The following is a 14,996-nucleotide window of genomic DNA, read 5'->3' as shown; positions in this document are numbered from 1 at the left end:
GCTCAGTCGCGCCTGCGGGGGCGGAGGAGGGTGCGCTTGGCGAGCACCTCTTCCAGGGCCTGGCGGGTGCGCTCGACCTCGCCGTCGAAGTGGTTCTGGTCGGCGGCGGGGACGGACTCGGCGGGCTTGGGCAGCGGTTTGATGGACAGCCACCGCTCGTCCCACAGCGCCTCGACGGCGGTCTCCCACTGGGTTTCCACGCTCATCCGCACGAGCCGTTCGCGGTCGGCGGCGCGGGCGAGGCGTTCGCCGTTGCTCTCCACCTCCAGCTCCAGCTCGCGCGCGCGTTCCTTGTCGCGGGCCCGCGTGCGCTGCACGGCCTCGTCCACCCGGCCGGTGATCTCGCGGTACCGCTGGCTCGCGGAGAGACCCTCGCTCACAGCTCACCTCCGCCTGCGCTGATGCCGATGCTGAAGGGGATGACGACTTCGGGCTTGGCGTGCTCGAAGCGGTCGAAGAACAACCCGCGCCTCGGTCGCGGAGCCCAGCTGATGATCTGCCCTGCGGCCAGGCTGGACAGCTCCTGCCCGTGCACGTCGAGCGCCACCCAGCTGCCGATGTCGTCGAGCGCCCCGCCGATCAGCGAGCTCTTGAGCCGCTGAGCGCTGCGCCACCAGCCGATGACGTGCGTCCCGAACTCCGGGCCGTGCTTGAGCACGAACTTCATCGTGTCGAGGCCGGACTGCCGCGTGGCCGGATTCTTGTTCTCCAGCAACGGATAAGCCGCGTCGATCGCGTAGAGCAGCACGTAGTGCGGGCGCGGCGCCTCGGTTCCGGTGCCGGACAGGCGTGCGTTGAGGCCCTCGGCGAGGCCGTCGAGCTTCTCGCGGATGCCGTCGAGGTCGATCAGGTCGACGCCGTGGCCCGCTGCCCCCAGCTCCTCCGCCAGCGACCGCGCGCTCGCCGAAGCGTCTTCGGTCAGGTAAGCGACGGTGAAGTCAGCCTCGCCGGGAACGTGTTGCCGCGCAAGGGAGAGCGCCGCCGCGCCGAGCACTCCGGCGGCGTCGCCGAGCACGGAGCCGATCGCCGCGACGTTGCGCCCGGGAGAGCGGACCATGCGGACCTTGGCCGCGCTGCCGCTGACGTCGATGACCTGGCCCAGCAGCGCCGTGGGCACACCGGCTCCCGGGCTGAGCGCCGCATAGTCGTCCACAGTGGACAGACGAGGCACCTTCTCGCCGTCGAAGAGCAGCGGCTCCGCCAAGCTCTCCGCGCGCCGCTGCCACAGGTCGAGCTGGAGCGCGTCGAAGGTGCCCTTGCTGGTCGCGTCGGGAACGCGCGCGATCTCGTTGCCGTGCCGCACACCGGAATCGTGGTTGATCACCGCGTGCCTGCGCGGCACCTCCATGGCGGCCAGGTTGGTCTCTGCGAGCACCCGCCGCGCCTTGGGCAGCGCGACCCGCAGCACGAACTGCTCGAAGATCGCGGGCTTGCCCCAGAACGCCTCGATGCCGGAGACGTCCTGGCTGGAGAGCACGAGGTGGATGCCCTGCGAACGACCGCGCCGCGCCACGTCCTCCAGCAGCCCGACCGCGCGGCTGGTGACCGCGTCGCGCTCGGCGAACAGGTACTGGAACTCGTCGATCACCGCGACGATCCTGGGCCAGCGGCCGGAGGGGTCCTCGGCGCGCAGCTCCTCCAGCTTGGTGACCTCGTGGTGCTTGGCCGCGTCCGCGCGCCGCCGCATCTCGTCGGCGAGGAACTTCAGCAGCGCCAAGCCGAACTCGCGGTCCGCGTTGACGTTCACGCCGACCAGGCGGGCGTGCGGCAGCCAGCTCGGGTCCTTGCGGCCCGGGGTGAACTGCGCGAAGGACACGCCCTCCTTGAAGTCGAGCAGGTACAGCTCCAGCTCGTCGGGGGAGTAGCGCGACACCAGCGCGCCGAGCATCGCGTAGAGGAAGTTCGTCTTGCCGGAACCGCTCGGCCCGCCGACGAGCACGTGCGGCGAGGCGTCACCGATGATCATCGAGACGGGTTCGCCGTCGTGGTAGCCGATCGGCGCCTCCAGGCCGGAGGACGACGTCGAGCTCCACCGCGCCTCGGGCAGCAGGTCGTCGAAGGAGCAGACCCGGCTCCTGCGCTCCAGCAACGACTCGGAGATCGCGCCGCAGGCCTTGGTGACCTGCTCGCGGGGCAGCTGCGGATCGAGCGTCACCGACGCGTGCGGGCCGGTCATCGTGCCGCGCACGACGCCGTCCTTGCCCACCCGGATCGTTTCGAGCGGAGAGTTCACGGTGATCGGCAGATCGACCAGGATCAGCTGGATGCCGCAGGCCAGGCCGTTGCGGGCGATGCGTTGCAGCTTCTGCTGGAGCTGCTCCTCCAGCGCCTTGCGGTTGCCGAAGAGCACTGCGACGCGCCACGGCTCGGTGCGCCTGCCCGTGGCCTCGGCGACCGCGCGCAGCGACGGTCTGCCGTCCACGAGGACGCTGGTGTGGATGCGGCGGATGTGCTCGGCGAACTCGTCCAGCAGCTCGTGCAGCCGCGCGGGGTCGTGCACGGTCAGCAAGCCCGCCCTGGCCAGCGGGTAGAGCCCGGGCAGCGCGCCGGTGAGCTGGGCGACGTCCCAGACGTGCAGCTGCACGGTCCCCGGCTGGAAGAAGCTGATCAGGCGCAGCAGCAGCGCTTCGACACTGCCTTCGATCTGCGCGCGCGTCTCCGGGGTGGAGCTGAACGACAGGTGCGACTCGTCGAGCAACGGGATGGCGGCGGGGAACTCCTCGCGCTCGGGAGCCCGGTCGATCACCGCCGTGCCGACGCGCCACAGTCCGGGAACGTCGCTGTTGCCGTCGCGCTGGCCCGCTTGCCCCAGCCAGGTCTGCCACGGCTCGCCCGCCGGTCCCGGCGCGGCCTCGGCGACCAGGCGGTGCAGCTCCAGGGGGCCCTGGCCGGTCCAGCCGGTGAAGATGCCCTGGTGCTCCTCCAGCGCCTGCTGCACCACCGGCTTGAGCAGCGGGTTGTCCAGGCAGCGGCGGAAGGCGGGGTCGTCGACCGCCGCGGTCACGCCGGTCTGCCGCAGCCACAGGTCGAACATGCTGCGGGCATGGGCCACCGCCGCCCGCGAGTGGTCCCGGGCAGCCGCGCCGAGGGCAAGGCCCACGGTCTCGCGGAACTCCTCGAACGCGTGCTCGATCTTCTTGCGGCGTTCGGTCCGCTTGTTCAACGCTCACCCCAACGGCGTTGTCGGTGTACCCATGATCAAGTTATCAACGCACGGGGCACGGGTTCCTCACAGGGCTTGTGCGAAAACACCGATCGCCTCCGCGCCCTCTGACAGTGTGCCCACCAACCGCTCCAGAAGTTCCTCCGCCCTGGCCAGTTCGGGCGGGACCAGTGAGCGCTGGTGGTCCCTGGACAGGTCCGCGAACTCCTCGGCGGCCTCGGACAACCTGTCCGACGCGGTGCGTGCGTGGTGCACGGCCGCGCCGAGGTGCTGGTGCGCCACCTCGAACGCGGCCCGCAGTTCGGCGACCGACACGCCACTACAGCCGGTTCGCGTAGTCCTCGGCGGTCGAGATCGCCTGGGTGACGCCGTTCTGGACGTTGTTGAGGTCCTCCAGCATCTGCGTGAACATGCCCTGGATCTTCTCGGCGTCGTCCTGGGCGCTGCCCTCGGAGGCAGCCACGAAGGCCGTCTGCGCCTCCTCGATGGCCGAGGCGGCCTGCTGGAGCGCGGCGATGCTCTCGTTCGCCTTCTCGGTGGCCAGGCTGATTCCCGCTCGAACCTGCTCGACGCTTGCCATGTCGCTTCAGCCCTTTCAACACGTCGTGCACTGCGGCCGACTCCTGTGGGCCCCACCGGCCGCACTTCGAAAGTAATACCGCTCCGCCGCACGGGCGCAAGCACGAGGGAACAAGATCGGCCGATAGGGCGTCCCACGACCCCGCCCGGCTCCCCACCTGTGGGTCTTCCGTTCAGGTGCGCTCCGAGAAGCGCAAGCCGGTAACCGAATGACGCGCCTGGGCAAATCAAGGAAAATTCCTAACTCACCCTCTGGTGCGCGCGCGGCCGGGCGCTCACGTGTGGACGGCGTGGGCCGTCTGGCGGATTGTCGGCCTTCGCGCCCGGCCAACAGGATCTTTTCGTCGCCAACGACGGAAGGACTTCCTCCATGCCAAGTCGCTCAGGTCGTCTCCGCAGCGCACTCGCCGCGACCGCGGCCGCGCTGACGGTGGCCGCCCTCGCGCCGGTCGCCACCGCGGCCCCGGGCGCCGAGCAGCCCCAGGTCTTCGACGTCACCGCGCCCGGGCAGGACGTCGCCGCGCTCGCGAGGCGGCTCGCCGAGAAGGGCTTCGACGTCGTCTCCCGCAAGGGCGGCGAGGTCCAGGTGCTCGGCACGGAGCGGACGAGGGGAGAGCTGGCCGCCGAGGGCGCCTCCGTCGTGCGCAGCGCGCCGGGCCCCGCGCAGGTGGTGGCCGCCGCTGCCTACCCGAAGCCGAAGTTGTTGGCGGACAAGGACTACCCGACGCACTACGGCGGATACCGCACCGTGGAGGGCTTCCACTCCTTCACCCGCGACGTCGCGGCGGCGTACTCGTCGCTGGTGCGGCGCGTCGAGTACGGCGACTCGTGGAAGAAGGCCCAGGACCCGGGCGCCGGGAACACCCTGGAAGCCTTGTGCATCACGGCGAACGCGGCGAACGGCTGCAAGACCGACCCGAACTCGGCGAAGCCGCGCTTCCTGCTGATGGCCCAGATCCACGCGCGCGAGCTGACCACGAGCGAGCTGGCGTGGCGCTACATCACGAAGCTGGTCGACGGCTACGCCGCGGACGCGGACGTGACCGCGGTGCTCGACGGGACCGAGATCTGGGTTGTGCCGCAAGTGAATCCGGACGGCATCCAGTGGGTGGAGTCCGGTCTCAAGGGCGAGACGGGCGCGGCCAGCAACTCGTTCCAGCGCAAGAACGTCAACAACACCAACGGCGCTGAGCCCTGCCGAGGCAACTCCGGCTCGCAGTTCGGCATCGACCTGAACCGCAACTGGGACTCCAACTGGGGCAAGGCGGGCACCTCCACCGGCACCTGCAACCAGGTCTACAAGGGCCCGAAGGCGGCTTCGGAGCCCGAGGTCTCGCAGCTCGCGGCGCTGTTCGCCAAGCTCTTCCAGGACCAGCGCGGCCCGGCGCCGACCGACCCGGCCCCGGCGACCACGCGCGGCGCGATGATCACCCTGCACACGTACTCGAACCTGGTGCTCTTCCCGTGGGGCTACGACGGCAACGTCAAGGCGCCCAACGACTCCGGCCTGCGCTCGATGGCGTTCCGGATGAATCACTACAACGGCTACGACGCCGGTCAGCCCGGCGAGGTCCTCTACGACGCTTCGGGCACCACCGACGACTGGGCCTACGACAAGCTCGGCATCGCGTCCTTCACCTACGAGGTCGGTCCGCCGTCGGGCGAGTGCTCCGGCTTCCACCCGGCCTACACCTGCCAGGACCGCTTCTGGCGGGAGAACGAGGGCGCGCTGCTGTACGCCGCGAAGGTGGCCGCTCAGCCTTATGTGGCGGCGCAAGGCCCCACCGTCTCCGGCATCACCGTCGCGCGCGCTCGCGGTCAGTTCGCGTCCTTCACCGCGAAGGCGGACGACGACGCCTACGGCCGCGCGGGCGTGGGGCGCCCCGCCGCGCAGAACATCGCGGCGGCGGAGATCTACCTCGACAAGGCGCCGTGGGCCGGTGGCACCCCGCAGCCGCTCGACGTCCGTGGCACCGGCCCCACCGTGGAGATCGGCGGCGTCGTGCCCACCACGGACCTGGCCAAGCGCCTCGCCTACGTCCGCGCCAAGGACGCCGCGGGCAACTGGGGCCCCTTCACCACGACCTGGCTCCCCGCCCGCTAGCTCCACCGGGGGTTCGCCAGTCTTCAAGACCCGCGAACCCCCGTCCGCGAGGTCTCCAACCGCCCCCAACCCCATCCGGGCTGGGGGCGGTCTTCGTGCCCGGCCCCTGTCCCGTAAGTGGTTGAGCTGTGCATTCCGGTCACGGTGTCGCCGGGGGTTGGGGTGTCTTCAAGACCAGCAAACCCTCCTGTTGATCATCGTTAACCCCCGCAAACCAGCGGTCTTGCGGGGTTTGCTGTCGTTGGAGACGACGGGGGTGGGGGTTGGGTGGTCTTGAAGACTGGCGAACCTGATGACCTACCGGACACGGCCTGGCCAACAACGCTAGGAGTACGAAACGGATGCGCGACCAGTCGCGCTAGGTGGTGGCGGGGCGGGGGAGGGGTTCCACGGCCAGTTGGAGCGCGGCGATGCCGTTGGCCGGCGCCGATGCGGCGATCCAGGTGATGGCGCCCGCCTCGCCCTCCCAGAGCATGTCCCAGCCCTCGCGGCCGAGCGGGCGCACGACGTCCTGGAGCACTTCGGGCTTCTCGCAGACCACCGGGCCGAGGTTGATGTCCACGCGGCGCAGACCGGGCTCGCTCTCGGCGCACTCCACGACCTGCGCGGAGCGGGCGAGGCGGCTGGCGACGGCGCGAGCCTGCCACTGCGCGTTGGCGGGGCTGTCCGTGGCCACGTCGACCGACAGCCACAGGACGTGCGTGACATCGGGGGCCTCGAAGTCCCACGGAGCCTCGCGCTCGGCGGCGGCCTGGAGCTCGTCGGGGTCCTCGGCGCCCGCGCCGAACTCGTGGGTGAGCGGATTTCCCCCCACCCACGCCTCGACCAGCAGCCGCTCGCAGTTCGGCACGAGCTCGCCGATGGCGGTGGGCTCGTCGAGCACGGTCCACGCGGTGGGCAGCTCGCACGCCACCTGCGGGGTGCCGAACTCCGGCCCGAGCTCGCGGACGAACCGGCGGACCGCCCTGGCCAGCGTGGCGGTGACGTGCTCGGAGACCCGCTCCGAGCTGGGCTTGCTGATCGTCACCGACCAGCAGCCGGGTTCCTCGTCGGAGCAGTCGCCCGCCTCCACGATCCGGCCCCCGACGCGATCGACCAGCTCGCGGCAGGCCGCGCGGGCCTGTCGCTCGTCCTCGGCGCCGACCACCACGGTGATCAGCAGCTCCAGCTCGTCGTCCACCATCGTGGCCCCATTCTGGACCAGGCTCCGCATGACCCGTCCGACGACCGCCGGTTCCCCGGTCAGCCCCTGGCCAGAGCCTGTTCCGCGTCGAGGGTGACCGCGGCGGAGTGCACGACGGCGGCGATCCGCAGCGCGTCGTTCACCGCCTCCGCCGAGACCCCGGCCGCGCGCAGCGCATCGTTGTGCGCCACCACGCAGACCTCGCAGCCGGTGACCGCCGAGACCGCGAGGCACCACAGCTCGAAGTCGATCTTGTCGACGCCCGGGCGGGCCACCACGCGCATGCGCAGCCGTGCGGGCAGCTCCGAGCCGATCATGTGCTTGGCGCGGAAGTAGACGTTGTTCATCGCCATGACCGACGCGGCGGCCTTCGCAGCGGTCACCACCTCCGGAGCAAGGTCCTCGGCGAGCTCACGCAGTACGACGGCGTTGCGCGCGGCCACCGCGACCGCGACGGCGGTGCCCCACAACTGCTGTTCGGACAGCGACGAACCGGTGAACACCAAGCCCAGGTTCTGCTCGATGTCCGCCGCGTACTCCGGCAGCGCGGCCCTGAGCGCGTCCAGAGACATCAGTTCACCAAGCGGACCAGCTGGACGGGGTGGTCGGCGGCCCAGTGCAGCACGTCGCCGCCGCTGACGACCACGCGGACCTGGCCGCCGGGGTGCAGCGAGACGTCGACGAGGCGGGTCACCGGGCCGATCTCCCCGTGCAACCGCACGTCCTGCCACGGCGCGAGCCTGTAGGCGGGGCAGGCGCCGAGGTTGCGGGCCTCCGACGCCGGGCAGACCAGCGTCGTGAAGAGCTTCCAGATGCCGTAGCCCGCCGCGGCGGTGAACAGCGGCAGGAAGCCCACCTCGGACCACGGCATCGTCACGAACGGGATGAAGGCGAACGCGATCGCCGTGAGGACTCCGGAGCTGACCGCTCTGCCCGAGATCACCAGCCAGCCCGTGGTACGCACGGTGCCGTCCGGCAGCAGGCCGCGCGGGGACGAGGGAGTCGCCTGCCTCCTGGTGCTCACAGCTGCCTCCACTTCAGCCGCTGATCGCCCGGATCTTTCATGCACAGCAACGCTTTCCCCTGGTCGCTGATCGCGAAGTCACCCTGCTTGGCACACGCGCCACCCGCCTTCGGCAACGCCGGTTTCTCCGTGGTGGTCGGCTTGGGCGCCGGTGTGTGCGTGCGCGGCGGCTGCGTGGGCTTCTTCGTCGGAGCGACAGTGGTCGTCGGCGGCGGCGGCGGAGCCTCGGTGGTGGTCTCCACAGGGGCCGGGGCCGAAGTAGTTGTCGGCGCAACGCTGGTACTGGACTGGACGACTGTGAGCGCGGCAGGAACCGCTGTCGGATTGGGCCGCAGCAGCGCGCTCGTGCCGCCGAGCGCGCTGAGCCCGAGCGCGGTGCCCGCGACCGCCGCGCCGAGCCGTTGCCAGCCCTGCGCCTCCCACCACCACCGTCGGATCGTCCCTCCGACCATGATCAACACTCCCACTCGACCATCGGGGTTTACCCCAAGAGGGTGACAGCCCGCGCAAGACCCGCGAAGGCCCGGTCCGCTGTGGCCGTGGTCACACTCGGGGCTTGTCGGTCACCCGAGCCAGGGCTTGCTGATCCGCTCGTAGGTGCCGTCGTTCAGCGCGAGGGTGAGCCACTGGTCGACCCAGTGCTTGAAGACCACGTCGCCGAGCGGCACCAGATAAGCCTTCTCGGAGAAGGTGAACGGCTTCTCCGGGTGCACCGCGCACAGCTCCGGCCGCAGCTTCGCCTGCCACCGCGTCTCCACCGCGTCGGTGATCATGAGGTCCACCCGGCCCGCGACGATCTCGTCGAAGATCGTGTTGTTGTCCGGGTGCGCGACGATGGTGGCCCGTTTCAGGTTGGCGCGGGCGAACTGCTCGTTGGTACCACCGGGATTCACGATCGCGCGCACGCCCGGCTGGTCGATCTGCTCCAGCGTCTGGAAGCGCGAAGCGTTCTCGCAACGGGTGATCGGAGTCTTTCCGTCCCGCACGTAGGCGTTCGTGTAGAAAGCCTGCCGTGCGCGCTCCAACGTGATCGATACCCCGCCGACCGCGATGTCGCAGCGCCGCCGGAAGTCGTCGACCAGCGTCTTCCACGTGGTCGGCACGATCGTCATCTTCACGCCGAGCCGCTTCGCGAGGTCACCGGCCATGTCCAGGTCGATGCCGCTCCACGCCCCGGTCGCGGGGTCGCGGTAGGTGAAGGGCCGGTAGTCGCCCGTGCTGCACACGCGCAGCTCACCGCGCTTGGTCACCAGGTCGAGCCGACTGCCGGCGCTGCCCCGTTCGTCGGGGCCAGCGCTGGAGACCGAGCCGAGGGCAAGAACGGAAACCACAGCCAGGAGAACCGCCTTGGCACGCATGCGTGCAGGTTAGGCGGACTCACATGCGGAAGTAAGCCGTCCCGTCGATCTTGCCGCCGTTGCAGACGTAGCCGCTCGTCCACGGGATCGTGAACTGCTTGGTGTCGTCGGGCGGCGTCACCGCGAGCACATCGGCCGTCGGCGCGCACGGCCCGTCAACCGGTTCCGCACCGGCCGGGACCGGGCTCCAGTGCAGTTTCTTGCCCGCCTTCTGCCCCGGCGGGAGCATGACGGTCTTCGGCCCGGGATCGGCGCTGCGCTCGGCCTTCGTCGGCACCCGCTCACCGTCCTTGCGCCGCAGTTCCATGCCGCCGTAACCGAAGAGCGTGCAGGACTTCCCGCTCTTGTTGGTCACCACCAGCGTCGCGTAGCGCTGACCGGCGCCCGCGTCGGCATCCTTGAGCTCACCGCTGAGATCGGCCGCCGTGCATCGCGTGTCCGCGGGCTTGGCGCCTGCCGGGTGCTCCTCTGGCGCGACTCTCGCCGCCTCCGCTGGATCTGGCTGTGGTGCGGGTGTCGTTGCCGCGAGCGGGTTCGGCGCGGCCGGTGTCACTGGCGGCGGCGTGCCACAGGCGGTGATCGCCATGAGGACGGCCGCGCTCGCGACAACAGCTTGTCCGGTTCGACGCATGTCTAGGACCTCCCTGCTCAGGAGTACCCGGGCTGCGTCCGTTGTACACCGGAACGGAGCAGTCGGCATGTCTAGACCAGCCAGCCCGAGGTCAGCTCGGCCATCCCCGCGACCTCCTCCACCCAGACGTAGGTCCACGCGACCAGCCCGTCCGCCAAGCTCACGCGCACGCGGCGGTACTCCTCGCCCTCGTACTCGTCGAGCACCGGGAACGCGGCGGCGGGATCGCGCAGAACCACTGCTCTGCCAGGCACTCCAGGCCCGCCGCCGAGCCGTAGCGCGGGGTAGCCGAGCCCGGTGTCGTAGAGCCGCCCCGGCAAGCGTTGCTCGGTTCCCGGTCCGTCGGCGAACGGTTCGAGCAGCCGCCACGCGGAAGCTCCCGGCTGCAACGTGCCGTAGACGAACAATCGACCGGGCCACTCGTCCGGCTCCGGCTCACCGTCCACAAAGGACACGTTGAGCCCGTGGTGTCCGATGTCGCCCTGCAAGGCGAGCGCGGCGGCCTGGTCGACATCGGCGCAGCGGACCATGTCGCCGTTCTGCAACAACGGCATGCGGATGTCGGTAAGGCCGACGTAGCTCAGCGCTTCGTCCACAATGGACCCGTCGTCGAGCGTGATTACTCCACTGTGGAGCTTCGCGAGCCCGTAGCGGGTTCCGCGCCCCTCGCACACGTCCAGCACCCTGACCTGCTCCCGCGTCGCCAACCACACCGCGTGCGTCTCCACGGTGCCCGGGGCGTGCGCCAGCGTCGCGGGACGGGCGCCGTCGCGCTTGCGCAGCCCGCTCGCCCACACCGCCGCGAGGTCGGCGCACCGCGCGCGCAGCACGACAGCCGGGCCCGGCAGGCGCAGTGCCTCGCGGAGCCAGGTGATCTTGGACGGGCACTGGTTCGAGCCGTAGACCAGAACCGGCACGCGTTCGGCCAGCGGCGCGGCCCCGCGCTCGGCGAGCCAGTCGTCCAGCTCCTGGTCCCCGGCGAACCACGACCCGTCGCGCGAGTGCAGAAGAAAGCCCTGGCCATCGTGGTGCGCGTAGGAGCCGTCGGGTCGCGCGCCCGGGTAGGGCTCGGCCGGGAAATCGGAGTCGCTGAACGAAGAGTCGCTGACTGAGCTGAACGAGGGCGGCATCACCGCGTACCGTACGGAACTCGTGGAGCGGACCACCATCACCTGGGTCGACGGACACGTCGAGACCATTGACCAGACCGTGCTTCCGGAACTCCGGTTGCTTCGACTGTCCACAGTGGACGAACTAGTGGACGCGATCAAGCGCCTGGTCATCCGGGGAGCGCCGTTGCTCGGCGCCGCCGGTGCGCTGGGCGTCGCGCTGGCGGCGGCGGTCGCGGAGCGCGAGGGCTACGACCCCGAACGCGTGCGCGCGGACGCCGAACGCATCGCGTCAGCCCGGCCGACGGCGGTGAACCTGCGCTGGGGCGTCGAGCAGGTGCTCCCGTTCGTGGACAAGGGCGCGGACGCCGTGCTGGTCGCCGCGCTCGACCTCGCCGCGGCGGACGTCACCGCCAACAAGGAGCTCGGCAGGCGCGGCGCCGACTTCCTGCGCGAACAGCTCGGCGAGCGCCCGCTCGCGCTGCACACGCACTGCAACGCTGGAGCGCTCGCGTGCGTCGGCTGGGGCACCGCGCTCGGCATCGTGCGCTCGCTCCAGGAGGACGGTCTGGTCCGCATGGTCTTCGCGGACGAGACGCGACCGCTGTTCCAGGGCTCGCGGATCACCGCGACCGAGCTGGCCGAGCTGGGCCTGCCGCACCGCGTGGTGGTCGACGGAGCGGGAGCCGGGATCATCGCGCGGGGCATGGTCGACGCGGTTGTCGTTGGCGCGGACCGGATCGCGGCCAACGGCGACGTCGCCAACAAGGTCGGCACCTACCCGCTGGCGCTGGCCGCCGCGCGGGCCGGCATCCCGTTCGTCGTCGCCGCGCCCGAGTCGACCATCGACCCCGCGACCCCCGAGGGCGCCGCGATCGAGATCGAGGAGCGCGAGGCGGACGAGGTGCTCGTCATCGGTGGGCGCCGGATGGCCCCCGCGGGCACCGGTGCGGTCAACCCGGCCTTCGACGTCACGCCGTCGGACCTGGTCACCGCGATCGTCACCGAGCGCCGGGTGATCCGCCCGGCGCTGGGCGAGCGGGCGATCTGAAAATTTGTCCGCTTCTGCCGCTTGACTCCGAGCGGTCGCCGAGCCACTCTATGAGAGCGCTCACACACGAGTGCGACAGGACTCGGGGGGATTGGCCCCAAGGCGGCGGAGGCCAATCCCCCCGATTCCATTTCACCAGCTCACAGGCAGTTCTCGGACCCCGTAGAACGGGGCGTCCATGAGGAACTCCAGCTCCCCGAAGGCCACGCCGACGCGCAGCCCGGGAACCCGGCGCACGAGCGTCCGCAACACCACTTCCAGCTCCAGCCGGGCCAGGTGCTGACCGATGCACTTGTGCATGCCCCAGCCGAAGGTCATGTGGTCGCTCGCCGAGCGGCACACGTCGAGGCGGTCCGCCTCGGAGAAGTGCTCGGCATCGCGGTTGGCCGAGGACAGCGCGAGGATCACGCCGTCCCCGGCCTTGATCAGCTGACCGCCGACCTCCATGTCGGCGACCGCCGCGCGCACCACGCCGTGCTGGGCCAGCCCCAGGTAGCGCAGCAGCTCGTCGGCCGCGCCCACCGCTCGGTCCGGGTCGGCCACCAGCTCCGCCCACTGGCCGGGCTGCTCGTGCAGCGCCAGCGCCGAGAGCGCGATCGCGTTGGCGGTGGTCTCGAAGCCGCCGACCAGCAGCAGCACCGACATCCCGACGAACTCCGCACGCGTCAGGTCCCCGGTGCGCAGGTGCCGCACGGCGAGGCGGCTGAGCAGGTCCGTGCCCGGCTCGGCCACGCGCTCCGCGATCAGCCGGTCCAGGTAGTCCTCCAGCTCCGCGAGCGCGGTCCCCACCTGGTCGGCGGGCAGCGAGCGGTCCAGGTGGCGGCGGCTGCGGTCGATGAAGAACTCCTGGTCGGACTCCGGGACCCCGAGCAGCAGGCTGATCACCTTGGCGGGCACGGGAACCGACACGTGCCGCACGAGGTCCGCCTGCTGGCCGCCAGCGACCAGCTCGTCGACGCAGCCCTCCACGATCTCGTTGACGGCGGGGCGCAGGGCCTCCATCCGCGCTGCGCTGAACTCGGCGGCAAGAATCCTGCGGTACTTGGTGTGCAGCGGCGGATCGGTGACAAGGAAACTGCCCGGTTTGGCCTTCTTGTCCACTACCGGGCGCAGCTGCGGGAAACCCGGCTTCGCGGGGTCGGAGCTGAAGCGCGCGGGGTCGCTGAGCACGCGGCGCACGTCCGCGTAGCGGGTGACCAGCCACGCCGTTTGCCCGTGCCGCAACCGAACCGGCGCAACCGGCAGCTCGGCGCGCAGCCGCTCGTACTCCTTCGGCGGGTCGAACCCCGGGCACCGGGTCATCGGGAAGTTCGGGATTTCAGCGTTCGTCACAACGGCCCTCCTGCAACGATCCTCACACCGCGCACCGACAACGCCAGCATGGGAAATCTCGCATGATGGCGGGGTGGACTACCCGATGCGCCGTGACGACCCTTTCCACCCGCCGCCCGCCTACGCCCAGTTGCGCGCGGAGCTGCCGGTCTCCAAGGTCCGGCTGCGCACCGGGCAACAGGTCTGGTTCGTGACGCGGCAGGCCGACGCCAAGGTGGTGCTCGGCGACCCCGCGTTCAGCTCAGTGCCCAACACCCCCGGCTACCCCGCGATCCGCCCGCTGCCGGAAGGACCACCGCCGCCCGGCGTCTTCCTCGCCATGGACCCGCCCGGCCACACCCGCCTGCGCCGCATGCTGACCGGCGAGTTCACCGTCAAGCGGATGGCCGCGCTGCGCCCGGTGATCGACAAGGTGATCGCCGACTGCCTCGCCGAGCTGACCGCCGTCGACGGCCCGGTCGACCTGGTGGAGGTCTTCGCCCGCCCCGTGCCGTCGCTGGTGATCTGCGAGCTGCTCGGCGTCCCGCACTCCGACCGCGAGTTCTTCAACGAGCGCAGCCAGGTCCAGCTCGACCGCGCCGCGCCCGCTGCGGATGTCGCCCAGGCCGTGGAGGACCTGCGCGCGTACCTCGACGGCCTGTGCCGCGCCAAGACCTCGTCGCCCGGCGATGATCTGCTCAGTCGCCTTGTCCTGCAACGGGTTCGCGCCGGCGAGCTGACGCACGAGGAGCTCGTCGGCATCGCCCGCCTGCTCCTCGTCGCGGGGCACGAGACCACCGCGAACATGATCGGCCTCAGCGTGCTGACCCTGCTGTCACAGCGCTCGCGCTGGGAGGAGCTCTGCGCCGATCCCGGCCTAGTCCCCGGCGCCGTCGAAGAGCTGCTCCGCTTCTCCAGCATCGTGCAGCAAGGCGTCGCGCGCGCCGTCGTGGCCGACATTTCCGTTGGGGGACAGGCAATGCGGCCCGGTGACGGCGTTCTCGTCGCACTGGCCTCCGCCGACCGCGACGAACACGTCTTCGCTGATCCCGACACCCTCGACCTGCACCGCACCGCCAACCGCCACATCGCTTTCGGTTTCGGCGTGCACCAGTGCCTCGGCCAGATGCTCGCCCGCACCGAACTAGTCGCTTCTCTCACCGCCCTGACGCAGGCCGTCCCCGACCTCCGCCTCGCGATCGACCCCGCCGACGTCGAGTTCCGCCCCGACATGGCCGTCTACGGCATCTCCGCCCTCCCCATCACCACCACCTGACCGCCCCAATGCCCCCTTCAGTGCGTCTAACGCGCTGAATGACTCATTGAGGTACTTGAGGGTCCCGAATGAGTCATTCAGCACCCTCAACTCCCCCAACGGCCCTTTCAGGTACTTCGCAACGCACTGAACGGGTCGTTCGGGTACTTGGGCGCCCTCAACGGGTCGTTTGGTGCGATGAGCGCGCTGAACGGGTCGTTCAGGGCT

15 protein-coding genes are annotated in these 14,996 nt (G+C 70.6%); 3 read left to right on the top strand and 12 right to left on the bottom strand.

What is annotated here, in order from left to right; all coding sequences use genetic code 11:
- Window positions 1–2: 2 nt before the first annotated feature.
- From ABD798_RS05185 to ABD798_RS05170, 4 genes are all read right to left on the bottom strand, one after another.
- Complete coding sequence (locus tag ABD798_RS05185) at window positions 3–380, bottom strand: hypothetical protein (protein WP_344871354.1); 378 nt, start codon at window positions 378–380, stop codon at window positions 3–5.
- Complete coding sequence (locus ABD798_RS05180; RefSeq protein WP_344871353.1) at window positions 377–3,163, bottom strand: FtsK/SpoIIIE domain-containing protein; 2,787 nt, start codon at window positions 3,161–3,163, stop codon at window positions 377–379. Before ABD798_RS05180 ends, ABD798_RS05185 begins: the two co-directional genes overlap by 4 nt.
- Window positions 3,164–3,229: 66 nt before the next feature.
- On the bottom strand, window positions 3,230–3,478 hold the full coding sequence (locus ABD798_RS05175; RefSeq protein ID WP_344871352.1) for a hypothetical protein: 249 nt from the start codon (window positions 3,476–3,478) through the stop codon (window positions 3,230–3,232).
- Between the two features lie 4 nt (window positions 3,479–3,482).
- On the bottom strand, window positions 3,483–3,743 hold the full coding sequence (locus tag ABD798_RS05170) for a hypothetical protein (RefSeq protein ID WP_086828749.1): 261 nt from the start codon (window positions 3,741–3,743) through the stop codon (window positions 3,483–3,485).
- A gap of 369 nt (window positions 3,744–4,112) precedes the next feature.
- Between ABD798_RS05170 and ABD798_RS05165 the strand changes: the two genes are divergently transcribed.
- Window positions 4,113–5,846: a M14 family zinc carboxypeptidase gene (locus ABD798_RS05165; RefSeq protein WP_344871351.1), complete on the top strand. Its 1,734-nt coding sequence runs from the start codon at window positions 4,113–4,115 to the stop codon at window positions 5,844–5,846.
- Between the two features lie 358 nt (window positions 5,847–6,204).
- Here the strand turns inward: ABD798_RS05165 and ABD798_RS05160 are convergent, their stop codons facing one another.
- The 7 genes from ABD798_RS05160 to ABD798_RS05130 all read right to left on the bottom strand — a co-directional run bounded on the left by ABD798_RS05160 (window position 6,205) and on the right by ABD798_RS05130 (window position 11,172).
- A complete protein-coding gene (locus ABD798_RS05160) occupies window positions 6,205–7,059 on the bottom strand; it encodes a hypothetical protein (RefSeq protein WP_344871350.1) in 855 nt (284 codons plus the stop codon).
- Between the two features lie 29 nt (window positions 7,060–7,088).
- Window positions 7,089–7,601, bottom strand: a complete 513-nt coding sequence (ahpD, locus tag ABD798_RS05155; RefSeq protein WP_344871349.1) for an alkylhydroperoxidase, AhpD family — start codon at window positions 7,599–7,601, stop codon at window positions 7,089–7,091.
- Entirely contained in the window at window positions 7,601–8,053 is a 453-nt protein-coding gene (locus ABD798_RS05150; protein WP_344871348.1) for a hypothetical protein, read from the bottom strand. Before ABD798_RS05150 ends, ahpD begins: the two co-directional genes overlap by 1 nt.
- Entirely contained in the window at window positions 8,050–8,505 is a 456-nt protein-coding gene (locus ABD798_RS05145; protein ID WP_344871347.1) for a hypothetical protein, read from the bottom strand. Before ABD798_RS05145 ends, ABD798_RS05150 begins: the two co-directional genes overlap by 4 nt.
- 111 nt (window positions 8,506–8,616) lie before the next feature.
- The gene (locus ABD798_RS05140; RefSeq protein ID WP_344871346.1) at window positions 8,617–9,411 is read right to left on the bottom strand and encodes a transporter substrate-binding domain-containing protein; all 795 of its coding nucleotides are present in this window, start codon (window positions 9,409–9,411) and stop codon (window positions 8,617–8,619) included.
- A 19-nt stretch (window positions 9,412–9,430) separates the two neighbouring features.
- Entirely contained in the window at window positions 9,431–10,042 is a 612-nt protein-coding gene (locus ABD798_RS05135) for a DUF4232 domain-containing protein (RefSeq protein ID WP_344871345.1), read from the bottom strand.
- A 71-nt stretch (window positions 10,043–10,113) separates the two neighbouring features.
- Entirely contained in the window at window positions 10,114–11,172 is a 1,059-nt protein-coding gene (locus ABD798_RS05130) for a gamma-glutamylcyclotransferase family protein (RefSeq protein ID WP_344871344.1), read from the bottom strand.
- A 22-nt stretch (window positions 11,173–11,194) separates the two neighbouring features.
- Here ABD798_RS05130 and mtnA point away from each other — a divergent pair, with 22 nt between their 5' ends.
- The gene (gene mtnA / locus ABD798_RS05125; protein ID WP_344871343.1) at window positions 11,195–12,202 is read left to right on the top strand and encodes an S-methyl-5-thioribose-1-phosphate isomerase; all 1,008 of its coding nucleotides are present in this window, start codon (window positions 11,195–11,197) and stop codon (window positions 12,200–12,202) included.
- 132 nt (window positions 12,203–12,334) lie between these two features.
- On the opposite strand, the gene ABD798_RS05120 is transcribed toward mtnA, so the two are convergent.
- Window positions 12,335–13,534: a cytochrome P450 gene (locus ABD798_RS05120; protein ID WP_344871342.1), complete on the bottom strand. Its 1,200-nt coding sequence runs from the start codon at window positions 13,532–13,534 to the stop codon at window positions 12,335–12,337.
- A gap of 85 nt (window positions 13,535–13,619) precedes the next feature.
- On the opposite strand from ABD798_RS05120, the gene ABD798_RS05115 reads away from it, so the two are divergent.
- Window positions 13,620–14,789, top strand: a complete 1,170-nt coding sequence (locus tag ABD798_RS05115; RefSeq protein ID WP_344871341.1) for a cytochrome P450 — start codon at window positions 13,620–13,622, stop codon at window positions 14,787–14,789.
- The last annotated feature ends 207 nt before the right edge of the window (window positions 14,790–14,996 follow it).

This window comes from Allokutzneria multivorans (assembly GCF_039537405.1).
Lineage (GTDB): Bacteria > Actinomycetota > Actinomycetes > Mycobacteriales > Pseudonocardiaceae > Allokutzneria > Allokutzneria multivorans.
Note: the sequence above shows the minus strand (reverse complement) of the source record. Positions and strands in the feature narration are given on the sequence as shown.

Coding starts and splice junctions, on each gene's coding strand:
- ABD798_RS05160 (WP_344871350.1), bottom strand. CDS start 7,059: ATGCGGAGCCTGGTCCAGAATGGGGCCACGATGGTGGACGACGAGCTG.
- ABD798_RS05115 (WP_344871341.1), top strand. CDS start 13,620: ATGCGCCGTGACGACCCTTTCCACCCGCCGCCCGCCTACGCCCAGTTG.
- ABD798_RS05130 (WP_344871344.1), bottom strand. CDS start 11,172: ATGCCGCCCTCGTTCAGCTCAGTCAGCGACTCTTCGTTCAGCGACTCC.
- ABD798_RS05145 (WP_344871347.1), bottom strand. CDS start 8,505: ATGGTCGGAGGGACGATCCGACGGTGGTGGTGGGAGGCGCAGGGCTGG.
- ABD798_RS05140 (WP_344871346.1), bottom strand. CDS start 9,411: ATGCGTGCCAAGGCGGTTCTCCTGGCTGTGGTTTCCGTTCTTGCCCTC.
- ABD798_RS05135 (WP_344871345.1), bottom strand. CDS start 10,042: ATGCGTCGAACCGGACAAGCTGTTGTCGCGAGCGCGGCCGTCCTCATG.
- ABD798_RS05165 (WP_344871351.1), top strand. CDS start 4,113: ATGCCAAGTCGCTCAGGTCGTCTCCGCAGCGCACTCGCCGCGACCGCG.
- ABD798_RS05170 (WP_086828749.1), bottom strand. CDS start 3,743: ATGGCAAGCGTCGAGCAGGTTCGAGCGGGAATCAGCCTGGCCACCGAG.
- ahpD (WP_344871349.1), bottom strand. CDS start 7,601: ATGTCTCTGGACGCGCTCAGGGCCGCGCTGCCGGAGTACGCGGCGGAC.